Source organism: Rhodococcus sp. BE178, assembly GCF_050433545.1.
Lineage (GTDB): Bacteria > Actinomycetota > Actinomycetes > Mycobacteriales > Mycobacteriaceae > Prescottella.
The window spans coordinates 15,656-37,655 of the sequence record NZ_JBNPXA010000008.1; the positions used below are offsets into that span (position 1 = coordinate 15,656).

At 64.8% G+C, this 22,000-nt stretch carries 27 protein-coding genes and 1 pseudogene; 4 read left to right on the forward strand and 24 right to left on the reverse strand.

Annotation, left to right across the window (positions count from 1 at the left end):
• The first annotated feature begins 101 nt into the window (after positions 1-101).
• The 3 genes from J2X34_RS15420 to J2X34_RS15430 all read left to right on the forward strand — a co-directional run bounded on the left by J2X34_RS15420 (position 102) and on the right by J2X34_RS15430 (position 2,616).
• Positions 102-677: a TetR/AcrR family transcriptional regulator gene (locus J2X34_RS15420; protein ID WP_114723616.1), complete on the forward strand. Its 576-nt coding sequence runs from the start codon at positions 102-104 to the stop codon at positions 675-677.
• A 35-nt stretch (positions 678-712) separates the two neighbouring features.
• Positions 713-1,813, forward strand: coding sequence for an alpha/beta fold hydrolase (locus tag J2X34_RS15425; protein WP_174908170.1), 1,101 nt, complete (start codon positions 713-715; stop codon positions 1,811-1,813).
• Positions 1,814-1,911: 98 nt separating this feature from the next.
• The gene (locus J2X34_RS15430) at positions 1,912-2,616 is read left to right on the forward strand and encodes a class I SAM-dependent methyltransferase (RefSeq protein WP_174908168.1); all 705 of its coding nucleotides are present in this window, start codon (positions 1,912-1,914) and stop codon (positions 2,614-2,616) included.
• Here J2X34_RS15430 and J2X34_RS15435 read toward each other — a convergent pair.
• From J2X34_RS15435 to J2X34_RS15540, 22 genes are all read right to left on the reverse strand, one after another.
• Positions 2,594-2,821 carry a transposase family protein gene (locus J2X34_RS15435; RefSeq protein WP_217487184.1) on the reverse strand — a complete coding sequence of 76 codons (228 nt, stop codon included), beginning with the start codon at positions 2,819-2,821 and terminating at the stop codon, positions 2,594-2,596. The genes J2X34_RS15430 and J2X34_RS15435 overlap by 23 nt on opposite strands.
• Before the next feature lie 381 nt (positions 2,822-3,202).
• Entirely contained in the window at positions 3,203-3,787 is a 585-nt protein-coding gene (locus J2X34_RS15440; protein ID WP_174908166.1) for a hypothetical protein, read from the reverse strand.
• A 277-nt stretch (positions 3,788-4,064) separates the two neighbouring features.
• A complete protein-coding gene (locus J2X34_RS15445; RefSeq protein WP_174908164.1) occupies positions 4,065-4,505 on the reverse strand; it encodes a hypothetical protein in 441 nt (146 codons plus the stop codon).
• A 26-nt stretch (positions 4,506-4,531) separates the two neighbouring features.
• Positions 4,532-4,891: a phage tail fiber protein gene (locus J2X34_RS15450; RefSeq protein ID WP_217487183.1), complete on the reverse strand. Its 360-nt coding sequence runs from the start codon at positions 4,889-4,891 to the stop codon at positions 4,532-4,534.
• Between the two features lie 63 nt (positions 4,892-4,954).
• Positions 4,955-5,290 (reverse strand): DUF7264 domain-containing protein, encoded by a 336-nt coding sequence (locus J2X34_RS15455; protein WP_174908162.1) that lies wholly within the window; start codon positions 5,288-5,290, stop codon positions 4,955-4,957.
• Positions 5,287-5,679, reverse strand: coding sequence for a hypothetical protein (locus J2X34_RS15460; RefSeq protein WP_174908160.1), 393 nt, complete (start codon positions 5,677-5,679; stop codon positions 5,287-5,289). The genes J2X34_RS15455 and J2X34_RS15460 overlap by 4 nt, the downstream gene beginning before the upstream one ends.
• 141 nt (positions 5,680-5,820) lie before the next feature.
• Positions 5,821-7,245 carry a DUF7257 domain-containing protein gene (locus J2X34_RS15465; RefSeq protein WP_174908158.1) on the reverse strand — a complete coding sequence of 475 codons (1,425 nt, stop codon included), beginning with the start codon at positions 7,243-7,245 and terminating at the stop codon, positions 5,821-5,823.
• A gap of 12 nt (positions 7,246-7,257) precedes the next feature.
• A complete protein-coding gene (locus J2X34_RS15470; protein ID WP_174908156.1) occupies positions 7,258-8,613 on the reverse strand; it encodes a hypothetical protein in 1,356 nt (451 codons plus the stop codon).
• Entirely contained in the window at positions 8,610-8,930 is a 321-nt protein-coding gene (locus tag J2X34_RS15475) for a hypothetical protein (RefSeq protein WP_174908154.1), read from the reverse strand. The genes J2X34_RS15470 and J2X34_RS15475 overlap by 4 nt, the downstream gene beginning before the upstream one ends.
• Before the next feature lie 465 nt (positions 8,931-9,395).
• The gene (locus J2X34_RS15480) at positions 9,396-9,827 is read right to left on the reverse strand and encodes a phage gene 29 protein family protein (protein WP_174908152.1); all 432 of its coding nucleotides are present in this window, start codon (positions 9,825-9,827) and stop codon (positions 9,396-9,398) included.
• A gap of 41 nt (positions 9,828-9,868) precedes the next feature.
• On the reverse strand, positions 9,869-11,557 hold the full coding sequence (locus J2X34_RS15485; RefSeq protein ID WP_174908150.1) for a phage tail protein: 1,689 nt from the start codon (positions 11,555-11,557) through the stop codon (positions 9,869-9,871).
• Positions 11,554-12,438 carry a phage tail protein gene (locus J2X34_RS15490; protein ID WP_174908148.1) on the reverse strand — a complete coding sequence of 295 codons (885 nt, stop codon included), beginning with the start codon at positions 12,436-12,438 and terminating at the stop codon, positions 11,554-11,556. The genes J2X34_RS15485 and J2X34_RS15490 overlap by 4 nt, the downstream gene beginning before the upstream one ends.
• Before the next feature lie 34 nt (positions 12,439-12,472).
• The gene (locus J2X34_RS15495; RefSeq protein ID WP_174908146.1) at positions 12,473-12,871 is read right to left on the reverse strand and encodes a hypothetical protein; all 399 of its coding nucleotides are present in this window, start codon (positions 12,869-12,871) and stop codon (positions 12,473-12,475) included.
• Positions 12,872-12,898: 27 nt separating this feature from the next.
• On the reverse strand, positions 12,899-13,288 hold the full coding sequence (locus tag J2X34_RS15500; protein ID WP_174908144.1) for a hypothetical protein: 390 nt from the start codon (positions 13,286-13,288) through the stop codon (positions 12,899-12,901).
• On the reverse strand, positions 13,285-13,602 hold the full coding sequence (locus tag J2X34_RS15505) for a hypothetical protein (protein ID WP_174908142.1): 318 nt from the start codon (positions 13,600-13,602) through the stop codon (positions 13,285-13,287). Before J2X34_RS15505 ends, J2X34_RS15500 begins: the two co-directional genes overlap by 4 nt.
• Positions 13,603-13,769: 167 nt before the next feature.
• Complete coding sequence (locus J2X34_RS15510) at positions 13,770-14,102, reverse strand: hypothetical protein (RefSeq protein ID WP_174908141.1); 333 nt, start codon at positions 14,100-14,102, stop codon at positions 13,770-13,772.
• A 30-nt stretch (positions 14,103-14,132) separates the two neighbouring features.
• Complete coding sequence (locus J2X34_RS15515; RefSeq protein ID WP_174908139.1) at positions 14,133-14,303, reverse strand: hypothetical protein; 171 nt, start codon at positions 14,301-14,303, stop codon at positions 14,133-14,135.
• A 140-nt stretch (positions 14,304-14,443) separates the two neighbouring features.
• Positions 14,444-15,106, reverse strand: a complete 663-nt coding sequence (locus tag J2X34_RS15520) for a hypothetical protein (protein ID WP_174908138.1) — start codon at positions 15,104-15,106, stop codon at positions 14,444-14,446.
• Positions 15,107-15,207: 101 nt separating this feature from the next.
• Positions 15,208-15,657 (reverse strand): hypothetical protein, encoded by a 450-nt coding sequence (locus J2X34_RS15525; protein ID WP_174908136.1) that lies wholly within the window; start codon positions 15,655-15,657, stop codon positions 15,208-15,210.
• The gene (locus J2X34_RS15530) at positions 15,657-15,890 is read right to left on the reverse strand and encodes a hypothetical protein (RefSeq protein ID WP_174908134.1); all 234 of its coding nucleotides are present in this window, start codon (positions 15,888-15,890) and stop codon (positions 15,657-15,659) included. The genes J2X34_RS15525 and J2X34_RS15530 overlap by 1 nt, the downstream gene beginning before the upstream one ends.
• 240 nt (positions 15,891-16,130) lie before the next feature.
• Positions 16,131-16,796 carry a hypothetical protein gene (locus J2X34_RS15535; RefSeq protein WP_174908132.1) on the reverse strand — a complete coding sequence of 222 codons (666 nt, stop codon included), beginning with the start codon at positions 16,794-16,796 and terminating at the stop codon, positions 16,131-16,133.
• Positions 16,797-17,034: 238 nt separating this feature from the next.
• Entirely contained in the window at positions 17,035-17,247 is a 213-nt protein-coding gene (locus tag J2X34_RS15540; protein ID WP_174908130.1) for a hypothetical protein, read from the reverse strand.
• 716 nt (positions 17,248-17,963) lie between these two features.
• On the opposite strand from J2X34_RS15540, the pseudogene J2X34_RS15545 reads away from it, so the two are divergent.
• Positions 17,964-18,113, forward strand: a pseudogene (locus J2X34_RS15545) (IS3 family transposase); the annotation flags it as partial.
• A 305-nt stretch (positions 18,114-18,418) separates the two neighbouring features.
• On the opposite strand, the gene J2X34_RS15550 reads toward J2X34_RS15545, so the two are convergent.
• Positions 18,419-18,922, reverse strand: a complete 504-nt coding sequence (locus J2X34_RS15550) for a DUF6301 family protein (RefSeq protein WP_174908126.1) — start codon at positions 18,920-18,922, stop codon at positions 18,419-18,421.
• Between the two features lie 92 nt (positions 18,923-19,014).
• Entirely contained in the window at positions 19,015-21,975 is a 2,961-nt protein-coding gene (locus tag J2X34_RS15555; protein ID WP_429518224.1) for a hypothetical protein, read from the reverse strand.
• Between the last annotated feature and the right edge of the window lie 25 nt (positions 21,976-22,000).

Consider the following 22,000-nt stretch of genomic DNA (forward strand, 5'->3'; position numbering starts at 1 on the left):
CCCCTTAAATGGACCATCGGTTCAGTTAAAGCATGCGTCGATCTGGACCGGCGGTCAAGATATATTCGGTCACCCTCGTACAACGGCTTCCAGGAGATGTAATGCCCGACGCGCGACCGGAACGCGCCGACGCCGCCCGAAACCGGCGCGCGATTCTCGCCGCCGCGCAGCGTCTGTTCACCGAGCACGACCCGGACCGGGTGTCCGTCGACCAGATCGCCGCGGCCGCCGGTGTCGGGAAGGCGACGGTGTTCCACCGGTTCGGCAGTCGCAACGAACTGGTCCGCGCGGTCGTGTACGAACAGGCGAACGCGCTGCGCCAGGCGGTCCTCGACGCGCCACCGCCACTCGGTCCCGGAGCGCCCGCGGACGCGCGGCTCGTCGCATTCCTCGTCGCCTTCGCGCACCTGATCGTCGACCACCCCGCACTCACCGCCGCATACGACGCCTCCGATGCCGACGAACGCGCCGACGACCTGCACCGGTTCTGGTACGACCACCTGAGCGCGCTGATCACCGAGGTGCGGCCGGACATGGACCCGGACGGGACCGCCGTGCTGCTGCTCGCGATGGTCGCCGGGGCGGCGCGTCCGCTCGCCGCCGGCGGCGCCCGCGCCGGACGGATCGTCGACTCGGTCGAGGCGGTGGCCCGCTCGATCGTCGGCGACCGGGCATGATGGTTTGACGTAGGCATCACAGGCTGGAGGCCCACATGGGCCAACCGTCCTCGCGGGAGGCATTCGAGCCGCGCCGCCCGGTCCGCTTCTGCACGGCGCCGACCGGCACGCGGATCGCGTACACCTGCATGGGACGGGGAAAGGCGCTTCTGGTTCCCGCGGCGTGGATCAGCCATCTGGAACTGCTGTGGCAGGACCCGGCCTACCGAGCCTTCTTCACGCCGCTGGCGGCGGTCCGGACAGTGGTGCAGTACGACCGGCCCGGCTGCGGGCTGTCCGACCCCTCGCCGGGGACGCAGGGACTGGATGCCGATGTAGTGGTGCTTCGGACCCTTGCCGATCACCTGGACCTGGAGCGCTTCGATCTGCTGGGCATCTCCCTGGGCGCACCGGTGTCGGTCTCCTTCGCGGCGCAGTTCCCACAGCGGGTCGGCAGGCTGATCCTGTACGGCGGTTACGCCGACGGCTCGCAGATCGCGACGCCGGAGGTCCGGACCGCCATGCTGGGGATGATCCGGGCGCACTGGGGGTTGGGGTCGGAGCTGCTGGCCGACGTCTTCCTCCCGGACGGCAGTGCCGCGACCAAGGCGCTCTTCGCCCGGCTGCAGCGGGAGGCGGCGTCGCCCGACCTCGCCGTCGATCTGCTCGCGCAATGCTACGAAATCGACGTCGATGATCTGCTCGCCCGGGTCGCCGCCCCGACCCTGGTGGTGCACCGGCGCGGAGACCGTGCAATCCCCTACCGCGCGGGCCGCGAGGTGGCCGCGCACATCCCCGGCGCCCGGCTGCTCTCGCTGCCCGGCACCAGCCATTTCCCGTTCGTGGGCGACTCCTCCGCCATCGTCCGAGCGATCCTGGAATTCCTGGGGAGCAGCCCCGCCCCGCCGTCGGCGGAGCGGCCGGGCCCGCCGTCGGGCGAGCTGACCGCGCGGCAGCTGCAGGTGGCGGCGCTGGTCGCCGAGGGCATGACAAACCGGCAGATCGCCCAGCGGCTGGGTATCGAGGAGCGCTCCGCCGAGGGGCACGTCGAGCGGATCCGTCTGCGGCTCGGCGTGACGTCCCGCGCGCAGGTTGCCGCCTGGTGGGGCCGACGCATCTCTGCCGGTTCGGGAACCGACGTCGAGGTACCGGATTGAGGTATCGGCAGGGGTGATTCCCGCCTATCCACCGCTGCGCCCCTCCGGGAGGCTCGTAGTCACATCGATGACCGCGAACCCCGAAAGGAGCGCCAGCGATGGACACCAGCCACGATGTGCTGTCCTTCGAGCCGAAGGAGCCTGCGCCGACACCGGAGACGTTTCGGCCCCACCCGCTCCGCGGGCCGTTCAACGCGCTGTTCTTCACCGCGCTCGACCGGTACCTGGATCACTTGCTTCGGCCACACAAACGATCCCTCTTCGACAACCTTCCCCCCACGGTCGTCGAGCTCGGGCCCGGTGTGGGGGCCAACCTGCGCTACCTCCGCCCCGGCACCCGGCTGATCGCCGTCGAGCCGAATCCGGCCATGCACGATCGTCTGCGGGCGCGAGCCGCCCGCGCCCGGATCGATCTCGAACTGCACAACACCGGCGCCGAACGGCTCGATCTGCCCGACGAGTCGGTGGACGCGGTGATATCCAGCCTTCTGCTCTGCACCGTGTCCGACCCCGTCGCCGTCCTCACCGAGGTCCACCGCGTCCTGCGCCCCGGCGGACGCTACGCATTCCTGGAACACGTCGCCGCTCCGGACGGCACAGCGCTCCGCCGCCTGCAGAGGGCCACGCGCCGGCCGTGGAGTTGGACCTTCGAGGGCTGCTCCTGCGAGCGGGACCTGCGGGCAGACGTCGAGGCCGCCGGATTCGCCGGGACGACCGTCGAGGCCTACCGGCTGCGCTCACCCTTCCTGCAGGTCAACACCCAGATCGCCGGCGTCGCCGTCAAGGCGCCTCCCCGCAGCTGACGCCGGGATGTGAATCCGAGCTTGTGCAGGGCGTTGCGTAAGTGAACGCGTTGACGGTGTCCCAACCCAACCCGAGAGCGCGGGCGACCGCGGACACCGGCATTTTGCCGATCGCCAACCGCTGGAGAATCCAGCGGGCACACCGCCTGGTCGTCGACGCTTTCGGTGCGGCGACCCGGTCGAGGGACTGCCGGAAGATCGTCACCTCGCAGGCTTGGTCCTCGCAGGTGAACCGGTGGCAGACGCACCTGCAGGCGGGTCGGGTGCCCGACCACAGGCAGGTCCGTCAAAACTCGCACGACGTGGTCCCGCAGCTGCCCTGTCCGTCCGCACACCGGGCACGTCGGATCCATCTCGACAGGCCGACATTCGATGTGGGTGAGTTTCTCGCCGATCGCGACGCCGGTGATGGTCACCCCGAGTTCGACGGTTCGGCAGATGGTGTCGGCGACAAGGCACGTAGGCTCAGGCATGGGTCCACGGAACTCGTCGGTGAGCTTGCCGTTCTCGTCCATCCGGTAGTGGTGTACGCGCGAGTCGGTCTCTTCGGTACGCGTCAGGACCCGCTTGCCTTGGCTGTCCGGGCTTACCTGCCATCGCTGCGGGCCGTCCTTACCCGAGATGTCCCGCCAGCCGTAGCCTTCGCTATCGACCTGACCGGTGAATGTGCTGACGAGCCCCCCTCCTCGTTTCGGGTGGTCTCTGAGAATGTCTTGTTGCCGTAGTTGTCGACATGAACGTTGTCGTACAGACCGCTCTGGTTCGCGACACCTACATCGGTGCCCACCCGGTTCCCGTCTTCGTCGTACGAAGCGGTATAGGTATTGTTGTAGTCGCTGGACATCCCGAACTCGTGGCTGGCCTGGCCCGTAGTCGATGTCCCGGGATCGAAGTGCTGGCCGTAGACCTCGGAGTCCTGCGTGTCCTTGCTGGCGTAGGAGGAGGTGCCGGTGGAGTCGTCGTTCCACCGCTGCCACCCGCCATCTCCGTTGTCGACTACACGCGAATTGGTCGTGCTGCCATCAGGATTCGTGATTTCCTGATCGACAGTCTGATTGCCGTTTCCTTTCGGGATGGTGTTCTTGACGGTTCGCCCGTCGGGCAACGTTGTAGTCCACGTATCGCCCTCCTGGCGGCCATTGGTGTCGGGCAGACCGTAGATATCTGACACGGCTCGTCGCCTCCTCAAAGATTTCAGGCGCGTCGCGACCGGACTCGAAATGCTGCAAGCTACGCGGCACCCGGATGGGTAGCGGCGGCGAGCAATTCGGCGTGCGCGCGCAGAGAGTTGTCGACCGGTCTGTGACAAGTCGAGAAGAGACATGTGCCGCGCTCAACCAAAGGTTGAGCGCGGCACATGTAGAACACGATCCCCGATATCGGGAATGGCTTTACACCATTAGATGTGGTGCCGCCCGAGTGCGCGGTGTGCGGGAATGAGCACCGAGTTACGGTTTGATCGCGACGGCCGAAAGCTCGCCGGTGGCGGTGGCGACCGCGTTGGCGGTACGGGCCGTCACCGCGGCGCCGAAGCCCGCGGCCAGGACAACCTGGCCGCCGGACCCGACAGCGACACCAGCCGTAGCCGATCCTTCACTGCCGAGCGAAATAGTCTCCCGCAGTATGGGTTTCGTAGCGAAGGTCAAAGACCCGAGCCCGGTCGCCTCGGCGGCGAGCTTGGCCGAGGGCTTGAAGGTCACGGCTGGGGTGGCGGTTCCGCCGAACGCGGCGTAGACGAATGCCGGGATGACCGGGACCTGCGCACCGTCGACCCGGCTGACCGGCGACCCCGGCAGTGCCACCACCATCGTCGGTGGCGCCGCGACCGCGGTGAGCACTGTCGGTTGCGTGGGCAGTGCGGCCACGATCGCCTGTGCTGGTGCTGGCATAGCAGCCTCCAAATCGAAGAGGTGAATCAGCTCACGGCGAAGGTCGGGGTGATCAGCAGGGTGCCCTGGGCGCTCAGCTTCATCTCGGTGATCGCGACCTTGTCGATGAACGTGCCTGCGGTGGCGGCGCTCCACAGACCGGCGTGGGTGTAGGTGCCGGCGGGCAGGTTCACGGTGACCTGGCTGCCGGTCATCTGGCCGTTGGCCGGCGCACCCCAGGTGGTGGCCACACGGGCATAGGCCGGCGCACCACCCGAGGCTTCAGCGAGGCCGGTGGGGCCCGGGTCGCTGGTATGGACCGAAACATACATAGTGGTCGGAGTGGTCCCCGTATTGGCGTAGGCGGTGCACAGAGCGTTCTTGGTTGACGTAACAGCGATAGCCATGATGTTCTCCTTGAGAAATGTTTCTTTGCAATGAATTGCGCCGTTGTCGAGCGGCGAAAGAGGTCAGTTGCGGATGACGGAGCCGACGTACCAGGCGTAGGTGGTGGCCGGGGTGGTCGTGTAGGTGACCAACATCGTGTAGCGCGAGTTGGTGGGGATCGGATCGGACGTGGCTGCGGGTACGGTCCAGCTGGCCGCGGTCGGGGTGACGGTGGCGGGCCAGGTACCCAGCGATGCGCCGCCGGGCGCGATGAGCACGATGGAAACCGTTGTTCCGGCGGGGAATACGGCCCCATCGGAGGGCTGAATGGTCTGCACGAAGCCGGCGCCGGTGGTGAGTTTGAGTGGTTCGATCTTCGGCTGGTAGCCGAGGTATCCGGGATCGATCGGTGATGTCATGTGATTCCTTCGCTGTGTTCGACCTCGTCCATGAGTTCTCTGGACAGGTTCAGTTCCGGGATGCGGCCGTGCTGGGCCGCTTCGATTACGCCGCGCAGTACGGCGAGCGCCTCGCGGAAAAGGCCGGTGACACGGTCCAATTCCTGCATGGACGCCGCCTGCGCGGCCTCTACCCCGTCGAGCCGCAGGGAGACGACCCGCAGTTCTTCCGACACACGGGACAGGGTCGCCAAGGCGATATCGTTGACCTGTTTGGCAGCGGACACTTCGTGGCGAATATTTTGTGCCGGTTGCGCTTTCCGGGCCCGAAGCCAGGAGTAGAAGCTGGTGGCGCCGGAGCCGCCCAGAAAGGTGGCGGCGCTGATCAGCGTGGTTTCGAGAAGAGGCATCAGGTCCCTTCGGACCTGGGCACGGTCGGCTGGTGATGACTCTGCGCCATTGTGGACTCCAGGGGGTTAGTAGGGTCGCCAACGGGAGAGGGCTCGACCAAGTCGGCCCTGCGAAGGCATCGGGGTTGAGTTGGGCACCGGCTAGGCGCGGTTGATCAGGGCCCCGTCGAAATAGGTGTTGGAGCCGACGAGATTGTTGTTGAGATTGGAGCTGTAGCCAGGAGCGACGACTGCCCCCGCGGGCAGGTAGACGACGAACGTCGCCTCGACGCTCGAGGCGTACCCGTAGTAATCGGTCGTGTATATCGGGTTGCCGTCACCGTCGACGCCGCTTTGGGTGGTCTCGATCCGAAGCTGAACGGTCTTGGGCCCGGCGCGCAACTGCTGCCAGGTCGCGCCGGAGCTCGGGGCCCACCAGAGGTCGGCCCCGATCTCGGTGGTCAGCGCCTTGGCGTAGGTCAGGCCGAGGCTCATCCGGTACCAGCCTGAGACCGGCACCTGAACTTGTCCAAGCCCCAGGGCGGAGACCGTCACTGCCGAGCTATTCCGAACGGTGTCGAAGGTACCTGCCGCGACGGCACGGGACCCCGCTGGCTGGAGCGCGTTCGTGGAACTGATGCGGGCCAGCGCCCAGCCGATACCGGTGACCGGCCGGGACGCGAGATCGCTAGCCGTCAACGCGGCGACGGCGAAGGAGAAATACCCGAACAAGCCCGACCAGTAGTACTGGCTGTCGAATCCGAAAGACCGGTTCCCCACCCCGACGGGTGAGCTCTTGGCACTGTCGTTGTAAGCCAAGACAGCGACCCCGTTGATCAGCACCTGGTAGTTCGCTCCGACCGCGCTCAGGGTGACGGTATCGCCGGTTCGGACGGTAACCGCCGCGGTGCCCCATCGGATGTAGTTCAGCCCGGTTGTGCGGGTGCCTCGTCCGAGCCGCACTTCATTGGCAAGTACGTCGGCGAAGACGAAGGTGGCCAAGTCGGGCGCGGCACGAATGAAGAGCGAGGTGGCGACTGTGCCGGCTTGATTCGCGCGGCCCATGACCGCCGAGACCGCTTGGTCGTCGGTTCGCAGCACCATCTTCGACAGTGCGACGACGTTGCCGGTGCCCTTGTCACCTTGCTGGTTCAGTTGAACCTGACCGCTGACAATGGTCAGGTCTGCAACTTGACCGAATTTATAGGTGGTGTAGCCGGATCCGAGCGCCGTGCGCTCGAAGTCATCAGAAAACGTGGTGCCACTGAGCTGTTCGCCAGGCGGCGGCGGTTTCAGTGCCTCGATAGTGGCTTTGTTGGCATCGGCAACCACCTGCGCACTGGCGGCGGTGGACTTGGCCTCGGAGGACCGCGTTTGCGCCGTTGTGGTGGCGGATTGGGATTTGTCGGTGATCGCCTTCCAGTTGCCGCCGATGGCGGTCACGCCCGCGAACGAGCCGATGACACCGGAAACCATCGACTCGCGGGCACCCTCCCAGGTCAGCTTCTGGAGGTTGCCGATGTTGTTCGAGGCCGCCGCGTCGCCGACGTACGCGCCGGCGGGGACCGATTTGTCAGGTGAGGTCACAGTCAGGCTCCATCAGTAGCTCAGCAAGGCGCCATCGAAATAGGTTGCCGTGCCGACGAACCCGTTGTTGGCACTGAGGTAGTAGCCCGGCGCCACCACCGATCCCTGCTGCAGAAAGACGGTGAATGAGCTGCCGACGCTTTTGGACAATGTGTCGTTGGCCGTGCGAGCGCCGACCCGCGACAACGACCAGGTTCCGTCGGGCGCCGCCGCGGTCCACAGTCCGACCCGCGCTCCGGTGGTAGGCGAAGACAGCGCATACGCGGTCGTGATCGCGTACCAGCCCGATTTCTCGATCTGCACCTGGCCGCGTCCGAGATCGGGTACGGCGATGTTTTTGTTGGGGCCGATGGAATCGAAAGTGTCTGCCGCCAAGCGTGCTTCACCGGCCGGCTGGGCGACAGCGGTGGGGCTGAGGCGGTACAGCGACCACCCGGTGCCGACAATCGGCGGCGAGGAGAGATCGGCCGCGGCGAGTGCGTTGATCGCGAACGAGAAGAATCCGAACAGCCCGGTCCAGTAGTACTGGCAGCCGAAGCCGAAGGACCGGTTGTTCGCTCCGATCGGAGATTCGGGGGGTACGTCGGTAGCCCTATCCGTGTGACCGGTGACGAGAACGCCGTTCACCAGGACCTTGTAGTTGCGACCCACGGCTTCAACCGTGACGGTATCGCCGGTATTGACCGCGGTCGATACCGGGGGCTTCCAATTGTTGTACACGGTGGTGTTGCCACTGCGCGTGCCCCGGCCGATAAAGACCTTGTCTCGATAGACATGGACGTACACGAAAGTCGACAGGTCCGTCGCGGAACGGACAACGATCCGGGCAGCGGCGCTGTAGGCCTCCTGAATCCGGCCGACCACCACGGACACGCGCTGATCATCGGTACCCGTCACGGTTTTGGACAGGGCGACAACATCGCCGGTGTTCTTGTCACCGACGCGATTGAGTTGCACCTGGCCGTCGATGACCACCAGATCCGCCACCGGGCCGGTCTTGAATGTGGTGTAGTCCAGACCCAACTCAGCGCGGCTGAATGCGTCGGAAAACGCTGTACCGCCCGTGGTTTGGCCGGACTGATTGGCGACCAGCTCCGCCAGGTCCACGGCGTTCTGGGCCGTGGTATTCTCCACGGCCACAGCCGACGCCTGCGCCTGGGAGGCGCCGGACTGCGCGGCGGTGGCAGTGTTCAACGCCAGCTTAGTCACCGAGTTCAGATTCGAGCCGATCGCTTCCACACCGGCGAACGACGCTGTGACGCTGGACAGGATCTGCGCCCGGGCCGAGTCCCAGGTCACCTTCTGCAGGTTGCGAATCGAGCCGCCGGTATACGCGCCCGACGGTACCCACCCGTCCGGGCTGGTCATCGGGCACCGCCCGTCGAAAGGTGTCCCGCCACCGCATGGTCGGAGTCCGAGACTCCGACCGCGTCGGTGAACGATTCCACCAGCTCGGCCGCAGCGTCCGCAGCGGCCTCCAGTACCGGCTCGTTCTTGACGATCCACACGTTGACGGTGCGCAGCACTTCGAGTGCGGTGAGCAGTGCAACGCCCACGCCGACCGCGGAAGCCGGCGCGTACTGCAGCAATGCCACCGCAACGGTGAGCACGCTGATGATGCCGCCGATCAGCGACACCACCGCTTTCGCGTTGCGAGCGACGAAAGCTCCAACGTTCTGAGCCATGAGCAACTCCTAGGAAGACAATTGCGCCGGAAGGCGCGAGAAATGAATTGGAGGCGGCCCTGATCCGCGACAACAGCGATCCCCGAAACGTTCGCTCCGCCGGGTTTCCACTGGTCCACAGCCAGTTTCGTGGATTACCTGGCCTGAAGGTTGTCTGAGCCGATGCACCATCCACCTGTTCCCGGGTCTGGTTGGTCTGCAGGTCGGCGTTCGCCGTCGAGGTGTTCTGCGCGGAGGTCGCCGTGGATTGTGCACCCGCCGCGCCGACTCGAGCCGTATTGGCCGTATTCAGAGCGCGGTTGGTCGCCGAATTGAGATTCGAACCGATCGCTTCCACCCCGACGAAAGACGCGCTGACACTGGACAGGGCCGATGCCCGCGCCGAGTCCGAGCTGACCTTCTTCAAGTTCCGGATCGAGCCGCCGGTTTACGCACCCGGGGGAATTGATTCATCCGGGCTTGTCCTCAGCTGCCGTCCGGGAGTTCGTCGGCAGAACCGACTTTCGCGGTGTTCAGGTCGAGATCACGCGGGTCCACCAGGTGCTTGAGTTCACCGGATTCCCTGAGCTGCTCTACCAGGTGAGCCCTTTCGTCCGGCGTCAGCTCGGTGACATCCGGTGCCGAACTCTCCGGCGGACGCGGCGCGCCCTTCTCCGCCCACTGGCCGGCGCCGTTGAGCCAATGCGACAGACCGCGCGCGGGCGGGTGGTATTCCTTGGTCTGCTCGCTGGCGTAGTGGCGAAATCCTAGGTCCCACAGGTGTTTCGACCACTGCCGTAGCACGTCGGGGTGCACGAGAAGTGGTGAGTTCTGGGGGCCGGGCAGGCCGACCAGCGCCCACACGAAGGCCTCGCTGGGATCGTCGGGGTTGCACTGCTCGAGGTAAGGGATGGACATGTTCTCTCCGGAGGGTTTCGATAGGGATTCGGCGGGCGGAACTACATCTGGACAGCCAGTGCGTGGATGTCGTCGACAATGTCGGCGACCACGCGCATGGACTTGGCGAAGGGCATATCGTGGTCACGTTCCGAGCCGACGGTGACCTGCCAGGCCGGGCTCGCGGTCCGCGACCAAGCCAGTTCGAGTTCGGTGACCTGGTCGACGTACACCGAGCCTTCGGGCATGCCCTTGACGGTGGAACCGACACGATCGCCGAGGAAGAAGTGCCCCTGACCCTGGTCGCCGATCAGATACGGTTCGCCGTTGGCGACGATGAACTTGTGGGTGAAGTGCTGACGGGTCTTCCACATCCCCTCACCCAGGGTCAGCAACGAGCCGAGGGTGTAGGCCCGGTCGGCACTGTTTTCGAAGTGCTCCCAGTAGTGCGACCAGCCCGCGTCGCTGACGCGCTGTCCCGATTTGTGTTTCTGCCAGGCCAGCAGCGTGTCCGACAACAGTGACGTCGCGATCGTGTTGGCGACCGCCGTGGCGGCGTTCACCACACCACCGGCGATGGAACCACCGAACGGAATCTCACCGAGGGCGCCGGCGACCAGCATGCCGACTACCTGGATCGCCGAGGAGATCGCCTCGTTCACGCCGGGCATCGAGTGACCGCCGGTGAGAACCTGCACCGCCGACGAGGGGTTGACGATGAACTGTGAGGTCTGGATGCCAGTGTTGTCGTTCTGCCGGTAGACCACCCACGGATTGGACGGGAGCGTGCCCATCCAGCCCCGACTGTCCGGGTTCCTGTACAGCTCAGGCACATTCGGATCCTTCAGCTCATCCGGGCTGTAGTCGAGCATGGTGTTGTCGAGCACCTGCTTGGTGCGCTTGAGCCCATCCCACATGTTGCCGCCGGTGCTGGTACCGGTCCAAAAGCCGGACTTGTCGACGATGTCGACAACCAGGCAGCCGTGCCGGACCTTCGCGCCCTCCCACGGTGGCGGATCACCCTGCAACCAGCGCCGCGTGACGACCGCCAGCTGCGCCGTTTCCAATGTGCCCGCCGAGGCTTCGTGGAAGTTCTGGAAGCGAGAGCTGAAGATCGTCCACATCGACGTATCAGATCGGAACTCACCAGGTTTCACCACGACACCCCACGTGGACTGATCAAGGCTGCCCCACTGACTGGGGTCCATCGGATCGTCGGGCAACGTCCACAGCCCGCCTTGCAGGCGGAGCAGATTCAGATGCAACGCAGTCTTGAGCACCCAGACGCTGGGCCCCGCGAGCAGGAACTGCCGCGGGAACTGAACCGCTTCCGGCAGAAACGGATTCGACCAACAGTAGATGTGCTTGAGATCCTGGTACGAGTGCATGAACAGCAGTTCGACGGTGGTGACACCGTGGCCGTCGGTCTTGATGACAGCCTTCTCCAGCCGCCCGTCCCAGCGCGCGCCGTCCTTGTCGACGGTGATGTGCACGTTCTTCTTGGTGCGGCCATTGATATCGACCGCCCACTTCGCCAAGTAGTAGTCGTAGGGCAGCACCAGCAGACCGGTGCCGGCCTGGTTCAGAATCCAGCGGAAATCAGCGCTGATCTCCGCGCCGCACACACCGCGCAGGTTCCAGTCGCCATCCCACAGGCGGATCAGAGGCCGCGAGAACCGCTGCTGCTTGCGAACCGTCTTGGCCGATTGCGCATCCGCGTAGATCGCGGGGAGGTCCAGCACCGAAGTCACTGCAGCCCCCACGGTCGCGACCAGTTGCGCGGCTGCACCACCAGCACCGACGCGCCGGTCGGCGCACCACTCACCTTGACCGGTACCGCGGTGGCCGGCGTGTACGGGGGCACCGGATAGAGGAAGCTGACGCCGTTCATCAGCGCCCAGATCTGGGAGCCGTCCTTGGCGACGATCATCTCTTCCATCGGGTCGGTGTCGACCGTCAGATCCTTGCCCGCGGCGGTCAGCGGCAAGGTGATCGTCCGCGCGCCGTCGCCATCGACCGCCCCCCACGAGAAGTCCGGCAGTGTCCACTGACCCGGCGCCGAACACACCCACTTGAGCCACATCGGCTGATCGGTCGGGTTGGCGATGGTGATCGTGCCGGACTGGCTCTTGTTCGTGCCGGTGGTATCGATCGTGGAGGTCCAGGATCCGGTCACATCGGACTCGACCCACCACGGATTGCCCGCTGTACAGGTCATGACGACCTTGCCGATCGACTTCAGATGCGGATCCTTGTCCGGCTTGAAGTCTGGTTGCTCCGACATCCGCAGTTTCAGCGTTCGCGTGCCGAAATCGGTCGTGATCGTCAACGTCGCGTCGCGGTCGTAGGCCCAGGCCTTGCGCCACGCGGAATCCACCGCTTCCCACGAACTACCCGCGGTCTGAAAGACATTGACCGCGAAAACGACATCGCGCTTGTTCGTCCGGTAACCACCGAACGAGGAACCGGCCTGAAACGCCGACTGATTCCAAATCGTCGTCACCGGCGCGTCGTACAACCCGGTCGGCGACGTAGCCAGCTCTACACCCTCACGACCACTCCCCTGACCGGCGATGGTCCATCGTGAACCATCGACTCCGGTCACCGTGATCATCGCAGCATTGGACGCCACAGATTCACCTCAATCCATATCATTACGGCGGCGACTAATGAGACAATTCCCATTGCGCCGCGAGAATTTTCAATCGTCCGATGATGTCTTCGTTGCTCGACATCGAGATGTTCACCGTCGCAGGCTGCCCACCGGGGGCCGGCTGGGCCGGGCCGCTACCGCCGCCGGATCCACCGCCCGGCGAACGTGCCGCCAGCATCTTCTGCAAGAAGGACGGATCGGCGTTCAATGCCTGCAGGAACGGGCGGTTTGCCGCGGTCGATCGGGCGTTCATCACGAATTCGCCGTCGGAAAGGTAGGCCGGAATCTTGTCGCCGATCGACGATCCCGGCCCCTTGATATCGCCGCCGGAGGCGTAAGCGGGCACATTTCCGCTCTGTCGCAAGAAGCTCTGCAGCCTGCTGCTCGCGTCACTATTTTCGTTCATAGTCATATCGATTCGTTTGCCATCGTCTGCGCGTCAGCTCACGAAGACCGACACGAACAGTCCACTGCCGATGGCCTGCCCCGTGCCGTTCTGGTGCATTCGCACGTCCAGCACATCGCCGGAGCGTAGTACCGGTGGCGCGGTGAGCGGAATGGTGACGGGGATTTCCGCGGCCAGATTCAGGCCGGCGGTCAGCGTGAGGCTCGCAAAGGTCTGCAGCACAGCGCCATCGCGGAGCTGGCGGACAGAGATGGTGGCGTTGCTGGTCGCGGCGCCGGTGACAGTGGCAAACCCCGGCGGTGCGACGAGCTGGACGTCGGTGACGGTGTCGCCGCTGTAGAAGGCCGGGGAATAGACCCCGGCCAGGGTTGTGGTGTCGGCCGCGCCGGCGGCTTGGGCCGGCAGCGTTGCGGAATAGATCATTCGTCCTCCCAGGTGGATCCGGTGAACTGGTCGATGAGGCCTTGCATCGACTCGTCTCGTTGTGCGTCGCGGACGATGTCCACCGCGGTGACCGGTCGGGGCATCGGCGTCATCCGGGGCGGATCGCCACCGGCGGCGGCGATCACCGCGGCCTGCACGCCCTGGAGCGCGTCGATGATCGACAGCAGCAGATAGCTGTCGATGGTGTATCCCTCCGGAGTCGGGCCGGCGGGTTCGGTCTTCTCTTCGTACAGGTCGAGATCGGCCTCGGCTTGTTCGGCGGCGAGCATCTGCTCGGCCAGCTCGCGATCCATCGCCAGCGCCGAGCGATATTGTGAACCGTGCGGCAGTCTGTCCTTGAGGGACCAGATCGTGCGCCAATCACGGTTGCGAATGGTGTGGGGCCCGAAGCATTCCCGGATGTCGATGCCGCGCTCGAGTAAGTCGTAGTCGAGCGCGGCACCGAAACGTTCCCAGAACTCTACGAGCCCTGCGATCCCCCCGGCAGCTCCGAGGAGCCCTGGCCGAAGAGGTGGGCGTAGAGGTCCTTCTGGAAGGCGAACCACTCGTCGAGCGGCCGATCGGCGAACAGTTCTTCGACGGCTTCGTACTGGTCACCCAGCACGATGACCATCTGTTCGTCATCGCTGGCGGTCCGGCGCAAGGCCAGGACCTGGCTGCGGGTGACCGGTGCGATCGCGATGTCGTCGGTCAGGCGGTAGGGCGCGCGTCGGCGCGGGGCGAGCTCTTGCTGCAGCTCGTAGAAACGACCGCCGACCTCGGCCTGGTCGGCCGCTTCGGGTGTGGATGCCATGATGCTATTTCTCCGGGTGGTGTTGTGCTACTAGGACTTCGAAGCGCGGCCGCGGGCCGGCTTGTCGACGGCTTCGACCTCGGCCTTCTCGGCGTGGCCGAGCTTGAAGACCGCGGTGACGTACTCGGTCGCGTTGGCAACGATGTAGTCGTCGACGCCGTCGGTCATGGTGACGGGGTACTCGGTGGGGATGGCGGACACGGTGGACCCGCTTTCTTCTCCGGCAAGAATGGATAAGGAATGTGTGGGGCGTGCCATGACCGGAGACACATGACACGCCCCACGCCCAAGTCCGTGGACCTGGGAGATCGAGAAACCGTCAGGAGACGGTTGGGGGTGCTTTACGCAGCGTTCGGGATGTTGGTCTGGGTCAGGATCTTCTTCCAGCCCGCGCCGCCGAAGCCATGGGCGATGGCGTAGCCGGCGGTGTCGTCCTTGAAGGCGACCATGGTCAACTTCTGGGCGAGGACCTCGGTGGGGTTCCACTGCTCGCCGCCGTACTTGCTGACCGCGACCTTCGGCAGCACCTTGTAGACGTAGATCGGGTTGGCGTCGTTGCCGTCCTTGCCGATGATGATCGCCGAGTAGTAGGTGATCTCTTCCGAGGCCGGCTGGGCGAAGAACACTTCACCGGAGGCGGCATTGGCCTTGATCGCCGACAGCGCGGTGCCAGTGGCCAGGTTCAGCGTCAGCGCGGTCGTCTGCTGCGGCTGGAACTCGATGGTGGTGATATCGCTGGTGACGTCGTTGCGCACCGGCTGCAGTTCACCGTAGGACTCGATCGGCGCGGCGGTGATGCCACGAGCGAAGGCCACACCGGTCTTCTTGTCGATCAGGCCGACAGGCTGGTAGGCCGGCGGCAGCGTCTGCAGGACGCCGGAGGCGTCGGTCAGCGCGGACGGCGCCGGGGTGTAGTGCGGTGCGATGAAAACGGCCGCGTCGAGCGGCTTGAGCAGCAGCGACCGCTGCGCGTTCTTCAGCGCGGTGAGGTTGGTGGCAGGCATGTGTCTCCAATCGAGCGCCCGCGAATGCAGGCATGGTTAACAGGAATCGGCACCGAGTGGCGCCGGTGAAAGCCCCGTCAAGGACGGGATTCACCCACCGCCTACTGGCGGCGAGCTTCGATCGAGAACGCAACCTCGACCATCTGGTTGAGCGGGTCGAGGTCGGGCACCTCGGTGAGACCGCGGCCACGACGCAAGATCGGCGGATGGAACTTCGGTTCCTCGGCCGCGATCTCCTCGGTATAGTCGACGAGCACACCGTTGACCCGGTTGGCCGGGGCATCGAGCATCGCCGTTCGGATCTGCACCGAAAGCTGCTGCGCCTGAGCGCGAGTGGTGCCGAAGGCCACCACGCTAACCTTCGCCTTGTAGGTGATCGCGTTGATGTCGAGCGTTCCCCCGGTGGTCCGCACCCAGATCAAGGGCAGCTTGGACTGCAGGTCTGCCGAGGTGGCGGGCAAGGTGGTGACGGTGGTCGCGGTCGGGGTGAACAGGTCGACCATGAACTGCTCGAAGTCGGGGAACTCCCCCGGTGCGGGATAGGTCGGCATTACGCTGCTTCCGGTGCCAGGCCGACTGTCACCTCGGCGCCGAGAGCGCCCTCGGGCGCACCCTCGGGGGTCTCCGGCGGCGGAATGGCCGCGGCCACTGTCATCGCGACGCCCTGGGCGAGGTCGGACAGCACATTGACATCGGCCTTCAACATCGCGAGTCGCGCGACCACGGCCTGCACTTCGGTCTGGATACGTTCGGCGAGACCGCTGGGATCATCGGAACTGGGCACGAGATTCTCCAAATGTTGGGTTCACGGGTAGTCCGTGGAAACGAATAGTTCGGATTCGGTCCGGCGGCATCGACTGCACTACTGGACCCAGCGGGGCTTCCACAAACCCCGTTCTGACACTTCGGGTTACAGACCGAGCAGCGGCAGCAACAGCGGAAGCACGCTGACAGTCTCGAGGACATCGACGACGGTACTGAGCATTTCTCATCACCCCCTTTCGCTCGTGCGAGCGGGAGCGCTTCAGCGCACGTGACTCAGATAGGTTGCGATCCGCTCGCGCAACGGGTCGTTGGTGAAAGTCGCGCCGTCAGGGGCGGTCTTGATCACGTTGATGGTGGTGCTCCGGTCTATCTCCGGGCTCATACGCCCTACGGGCGTGCGAAATCGGGGCTGCACCAGCTTCGGGGCGTCCTGCCGGAGGTTCTGCGATGCGGAAGACAGGGTCTGCACCACGGTGCTGACCGTGCTGGTCAACGCGGTGGCCGCGCCCGCGGTGGCGGCTACGGCCGGGCCGGTGACGGCACCGACCATAGCCGTGATGGCAGCTTCGCCACCTGCGGAGACGATTTCGTCCCGCGTGCCTTTGTAGATGTTGTACCAGTTGTGCCACTGCAGGAAAGGGAAGAGCGAGCCGACCGGAGCCGTGGAGAGGAAGCCGCCGGCGTCGGTGGGACCGTGTTCGTCCTCCACTTCGCCACCGGAAGCGTAGGCCTTCACATTGACCATCGCCTTGGTCGGGCCCTTCAGCGCACTGCTGGCGATCGACGCCCACTGGAGGAAGGGAAGCAGGCGGCTGGGTCGTGAGACCGACAGTGCGCCATCGTCATAGCCGGTGCGGCGGCCTTCCCATTCGCCGTCGGCGAAACGCACGAACTGTGCGTCATCTCGTACATCTTCGAAAGACATTGTCGACCATCCATTTGGTTCCAGGCGGTGACCGCGGGTCGGTGCGCATTGAGCAGCGCGGCGAGCCGGTCGCAGTAACCGTCAGTTCGTTATTTGACGTTGTGGGCGAAGCGGATACGGTCGGCCAGTGCGCTCCCCCCACCCGCCCAGGACGGCGAAGCTGAAGCCGACGTGCTGTCGGCAAGCGTTCGAAGCGGCGAATTGGCAGGGCAGCAGGTGATTTCATCTGCGTGGTGGGCTACTTGTATCCGAGGATCCCCACACGGTTCGGGGTAGCGCGGATCTCCGCGACCAGCGCCCGAACGCCCATCGCGACCGACTGTTCCTCGGAGCGACCGGCAAAGAGGTTCCGCGGATTGGCAGGACCGACACTGGCCGGGTAGTCGACGCCGGGGCCGATCAGGTATTTGCTGCTGTCGAGCCGGCGCGTGATGCACGAGAGCATATTCACCCGGTCCGCCTCACACGCTCTCCGGTGCCGCTACACGTCAGAACAGTGATCACGCCATCGACCTTTCTGTGTTGCGGAACTCCCTGTGCGGGAATCCATTCGATGAGTTGGAGAAGTCCCGCCCCCGGAGTCGAGGGGAATGCTCCGGGGGCGGGACCATGACGCCCCTGCGCTGCGACGACGTCTGCGACCGCGGGCTACCCGCAGGAGACGGGCGCGCAAGGGGCGGGGCATGCGGAACGCTCTCAACCCGCTTTTCAACCAGATAGTTGTTCGGGGGCGAGCCGCATGGGCTGGGAGTGACGGGCTATCAGACCCGTCGAGATTGTTGCAATCGAGAGGTGAGAAACGTTGGAAGGAGTTCCGATTCGTTTCTTGCCTGTGGCTCAAGCCTACAACGGGGTGTGTGACAACCGGCCGGAAAACGACCAACAGTGCAGGTAAATAGTGGTTTGAACCACCCCGAGGTATCCGGAGGCTTCATTCCTTGGGAAGGATGGAGTCATGTCATCAGGGACGTCGACGAGGTACCCGCCTGAGCTGCGTGATCGGGCCATGCGGATGGTCGCCGAGATCCGCCACGGACACAGCTCGGGGTGGGCGGCAATCTAGTCCGTCGCAGGCAAGCTCGGGATAGGTAGTGCTCAGACGCTCCACAACTGGGCCCGCAAGGCGCAGGTCGATTCGGGGCAGCGCGCCGACGTGACCTCCGACGCTGCCGCCGGTGGGACACTCGGGACGAGTTGCGGTTAGCGATCGCCACTTGGATCGAGCGGACCTACAATCGGCGACGTCGTCAACGGGGGCTCGGGCGACTGACCCCGGTCGAATATGAGACCCTCAATCAGGCTCCACTCGCGGCATGAAACTACACACCCCGCGTGGCAGGTCAAGATGTCAACCAAACCGGGGGCAGTCCCATCAGCCCGGGGTGGGCGGAGCACACAGGTAGGCCGGACAGCGTGGCGTCGCGATACCTGCGTGTACACCTCCTCACAAATCAAGTGGCCCCAAACCCAGAGTTCCCCGTCGGGCCGATTGGCGATGTACTAGCCGCTCAGGCCAGCACGCGGGACTCACGAAAGATCGAGGCTAGTGCGAGCTGCGCAAGCTATCGATTTTCAGGAATGACAGCGAGTCGGGCCGGCCGCAGCCTCAACCGACCTCACGTCTACTCATCTTCGGCGCTCTGCTCGATTTCGTCGCACCATTGCTGGTACGCAGGACTGACCAGATACACCCTGACCGATGAGACGCCGATCTGGGCCGTAACCACCACGCCCGGAAGGTCCCAGCGCAGGCCGCGGGTCGGTTCGATCCACCAATCCGTGGGCCGCTGCCCGAGCAGTTCGAACATCCGCTGCACGAGTGCATCGAAAACTTCATCCAGCTCAGGCTTCAAGTCGCTCCGACCGAGAACCACATCACTGGCACGGAAGGAGATCTCATTGATCGCTCGCGACAAGTCGGTTGTCGATCTGTCCGCGACGGACACCCTCACATCCGGGCGATTGACTTCCAGATTGGTCACCGCTGCCGGCACCTGCTCATCGAGGCCGCTGAACTGCCAGCCGACCTGACCGCAGAACGGCGGCAGGTCATGGACGGTCCACGTCCAGTCGAACTCAGCGGCCGCGCGCACCGCCTGGGCAGCGCGTTCGATATCTGCTCGCATCTTTTACAGCTCTTTCTCGTAGTCAGAGTGGGTGGTTCGGTCGTGGCCGTCACGGCGGTCGTAGCCTCCCACATCACGACGGGGCCAAGTCCTCACAGGTAAGTCATGCCGCGGAGTCGTTCGTCGTCCGAGACGATCTGTCCGGGCGGCGGCGTGTGCTGCACGACGTTGACTGTCAATGATTCGTTTGCCGGTGTTCGAGGGGGCCGGAACCCGGGTAGCAGGGCAGGCACCGCAGGTACTGGAACAGCGAGTTGCCCGATCGCGGCGACATCGTGCAACCCTGCCTGGATCAGGCCACCGAGCCAGCTACCGGCCTGACCGAGCACACCGACCGGGAAGTTCCCCGCCCCCACGAAGGTGTTGGCCCGCGATAACGGCAGTGCGACCCCGCGCAGCCTAGGGCCAGGTCCATTACCGGTAGTTTGGCCGATAACCGTCTCGGCGGGGATACCATGCTCTGTCGGGATCTGCTCGGAGCCATAAACGATAGTCTTAATCATCCCATTGGGCTTGGTTTCGACCTTGATCAGCCGATAACCCACCCTGGAAGGGTCTTCGCTGTCAATGGCTGTCCACACCCCGTGATCGACAAGCCACTGCTTGAACTCGGGATCGTTTTTGGCGTCCTGCTTGAGTTTATGCCAGAGATACGGGTCGGTCATCTGCTGGGAAAGGATTTCGTCGCTACCGGGCCCGGCGGAGACGGTCGCCCCCTTGCCTGGCCGCGGGGTGCCTGGGTCACCGCCTTTTGCTTCGATCACCATGACTTCACCGTTCTTGACGGCGACGATGTCGTGGGTGCCCGAACCTCTGGGGCGGCGTTTCACTGTCCACCCGTCGGTTCGGAGCATCGCGATCGCCCCGGCTTCGCCGAGCAGTTCCTTGGCACGATCAACCACCGCCTTGGCACGCCACCATTCGTTGATTGCGTCATCCAGCGAGGCTTCCGGAGCGCCGAGATCAGCCAGCCTGTCCAGCTCGTCCCTCCTCGTTGCCAAGCTGGAGCTGGTGAGTTTGGCAAGGTCCGCTTTGTACCCGTTCCCGTTCCCGAGCCGCCAGATCTCGCCGAGAAATGTCTGCTGGTAGAGCCGTGTGCCGTGGAGGACGGCAAGAGCTACCATGATCGGTGGCCGGTGCTCTTCATCGATGTCATCGATACCCGATTCCAAGAGCTTGTATAGAACAGCCTGAAGGTTGAGGTCGGTCTTTGTGTCCGGGTTCTTCGCGAAGCCGGGCTTCATACCTGCTGGGTTTCCCTTATCCCACATCAGTCTATTTCCCAGCCAGTATTGTCCTTCCTCCGGAACCCGGTTCTGTCCCTCCTTCGTGCTGGGGAAACGGTTCTGGGTAGAAACCGTGTCCGGGTCATCAGCCGGGCTCGGGCGACTGGGTTCCGTGTCCGGGTCATCAGCCGGGCTCGGGCGACTGGGTCCCGTGTCCGGGTCATCAAACATGCTCGGGCGTCTGGGTCCCGTGTCCGGGTCATCAAACATGCTCGGGCGTCTGGGTACCGTGTCCGGGTCATCAAACGGGCTCGGGCGTCTGGGTACCGTGTCCGGGTCATCAAACGGGCTCAGGCGTCTGGGTACCGTGTCCGGGTCATCAAACGGGCTCGGGCGTCTGGGTACCGTGTCCGGGTCATCAAACGGGCTCGGGCGTCTGGGTACCGTGTCCGGGTCATCAAACGGGCTCGGGCGACTGGGTACCGTGTCCGGGTCATCAAACGGGCTCGGGCGACTGGGTACCGTGTCCGGGTCATCAAACGGGCTCGGGCGTCTGGGTACCGTGTCCGGGTCATCAAACGGGCTCGGGCGACTGGGTCCCGGTTCGAGCAAGGGGGGAGGTTGAACGCCCTCGTCGCCGTCGACCCTGGGCGGAATCCACGGCTGTGGCTGTCCAATCTCTGGAAGCGAGTTCGGGTCGACAGGCTTGACGCCATCGTCCTGGGGTTTGCCGTGCGGGCTGCCCGGGAGCACCCCGGTCTCCCACATGTAATAAGTAAGTCCGACCGCGACGACTAGACCGAGGGTTGCGGTCACCGCCGCGCCAGGCCCCGTGGGGGCTCCTGCCCCAGCACCTGCCGCAGCCCCGGCCGCCGCGCTTTCGGCGAGGGCTGCCCCCAGCGTCGTCGTTCCGGTAGCGACCCCGATTCCGAGGCCGGCCAGACCCGCGGACGGGTCCACCGTCGACGCCGATCCACCCTCGCCAATCGTGTTGCCAGAGCTGTCGATCGTGAACAGGTACTCACCGGCAGAGTTCAGTACTGCCCATCGTGGGGCATCGTTGTCATCGGCCAGACGTAGCCGGAGCGCGGGATCACCCTCGCCCTTCGCTAGCAGCGGCGTGCCGTTGGAGCCATAGTTGATGTCGACCGACGAACCATCGGCAAGCGGAACCTGTTGAGTCCTGCCCCAATAGGTCGGCTCCTGTCCGGGAACCACCACATTCCAGTCGGTGGTGGGCACGCCATCCGGGCCGATCGTTGTCTCACCCTCGAATTTCGTTCCGGGAGGCGTCATTTCAAGCATAAGTTGACCCAATGCGCCCACGCCCGGTGGGGGTGGATTCAGTCCTCCGCTGCCTGGTTTGTCAGCGGTCACGCCTGAAGGGAGCAACAATGACTCAAGGTCTTTGGGCACCGTGGTCTTTGGGAGGTCCTCGGCGGAGTATGTCGATCTCTCTGGTACCAACGGTGCTGCTGCCGGATTTCCGGGATAAGTGGCGATGCCCAGTTCCCCGGTCGGGTCGTAAGGATTCACCATCTTTGGAGGCTCGGGAAGCGGCTCCCCGTCGGGCCCTATGCCAATCATGGCGTAGGGACTGACGTTCGTGGACTTGCCAGGGCTGGGAGGCTGCTGCTCCTCCTCGGTAGGAGGGGCCGGGGTGGCGGGGGAAGTCGGCCGATCGACCAGCGGGTAGGGGTTGTCGATGAAGGCGGGCTTGTCGGGCTCGGGCGCAGTCTGCGGATTGACCACGGCGACGGGGCCGATGAAGGGCTCGGGCGCGGTCTTTTTAGTTGGTGGGGGACGTTTGTGACCTTCGGTTGCCATGGGTGTACCTCGGTGTTTCATGAAA

Bases quoted from the DNA above. Each gene is read 5' to 3' on its own strand.
- J2X34_RS15420 (WP_114723616.1), top strand. From the start codon at position 102: ATGCCCGACGCGCGACCGGAACGCGCCGACGCCGCCCGAAACCGGCGC.
- J2X34_RS15425 (WP_174908170.1), top strand. From the start codon at position 713: ATGGGCCAACCGTCCTCGCGGGAGGCATTCGAGCCGCGCCGCCCGGTC.
- J2X34_RS15430 (WP_174908168.1), top strand. From the start codon at position 1,912: ATGGACACCAGCCACGATGTGCTGTCCTTCGAGCCGAAGGAGCCTGCG.
- J2X34_RS15445 (WP_174908164.1), bottom strand. From the start codon at position 4,505: ATGCCAGCACCAGCACAGGCGATCGTGGCCGCACTGCCCACGCAACCG.
- J2X34_RS15450 (WP_217487183.1), bottom strand. From the start codon at position 4,891: ATGGCTATCGCTGTTACGTCAACCAAGAACGCTCTGTGCACCGCCTAC.
- J2X34_RS15455 (WP_174908162.1), bottom strand. From the start codon at position 5,290: ATGACATCACCGATCGATCCCGGATACCTCGGCTACCAGCCGAAGATC.
- J2X34_RS15460 (WP_174908160.1), bottom strand. From the start codon at position 5,679: ATGCCTCTTCTCGAAACCACGCTGATCAGCGCCGCCACCTTTCTGGGC.
- J2X34_RS15470 (WP_174908156.1), bottom strand. From the start codon at position 8,613: ATGACCAGCCCGGACGGGTGGGTACCGTCGGGCGCGTATACCGGCGGC.
- J2X34_RS15475 (WP_174908154.1), bottom strand. From the start codon at position 8,930: ATGGCTCAGAACGTTGGAGCTTTCGTCGCTCGCAACGCGAAAGCGGTG.
- J2X34_RS15480 (WP_174908152.1), bottom strand. From the start codon at position 9,827: ATGTCCATCCCTTACCTCGAGCAGTGCAACCCCGACGATCCCAGCGAG.
- J2X34_RS15495 (WP_174908146.1), bottom strand. From the start codon at position 12,871: ATGACTATGAACGAAAATAGTGACGCGAGCAGCAGGCTGCAGAGCTTC.
- J2X34_RS15500 (WP_174908144.1), bottom strand. From the start codon at position 13,288: ATGATCTATTCCGCAACGCTGCCGGCCCAAGCCGCCGGCGCGGCCGAC.
- J2X34_RS15505 (WP_174908142.1), bottom strand. From the start codon at position 13,602: ATGGATCGCGAGCTGGCCGAGCAGATGCTCGCCGCCGAACAAGCCGAG.
- J2X34_RS15510 (WP_174908141.1), bottom strand. From the start codon at position 14,102: ATGGCATCCACACCCGAAGCGGCCGACCAGGCCGAGGTCGGCGGTCGT.
- J2X34_RS15520 (WP_174908138.1), bottom strand. From the start codon at position 15,106: ATGCCTGCCACCAACCTCACCGCGCTGAAGAACGCGCAGCGGTCGCTG.
- J2X34_RS15525 (WP_174908136.1), bottom strand. From the start codon at position 15,657: ATGCCGACCTATCCCGCACCGGGGGAGTTCCCCGACTTCGAGCAGTTC.
- J2X34_RS15535 (WP_174908132.1), bottom strand. From the start codon at position 16,796: ATGTCTTTCGAAGATGTACGAGATGACGCACAGTTCGTGCGTTTCGCC.
- J2X34_RS15550 (WP_174908126.1), bottom strand. From the start codon at position 18,922: ATGCGAGCAGATATCGAACGCGCTGCCCAGGCGGTGCGCGCGGCCGCT.
- J2X34_RS15555 (WP_429518224.1), bottom strand. From the start codon at position 21,975: ATGGCAACCGAAGGTCACAAACGTCCCCCACCAACTAAAAAGACCGCG.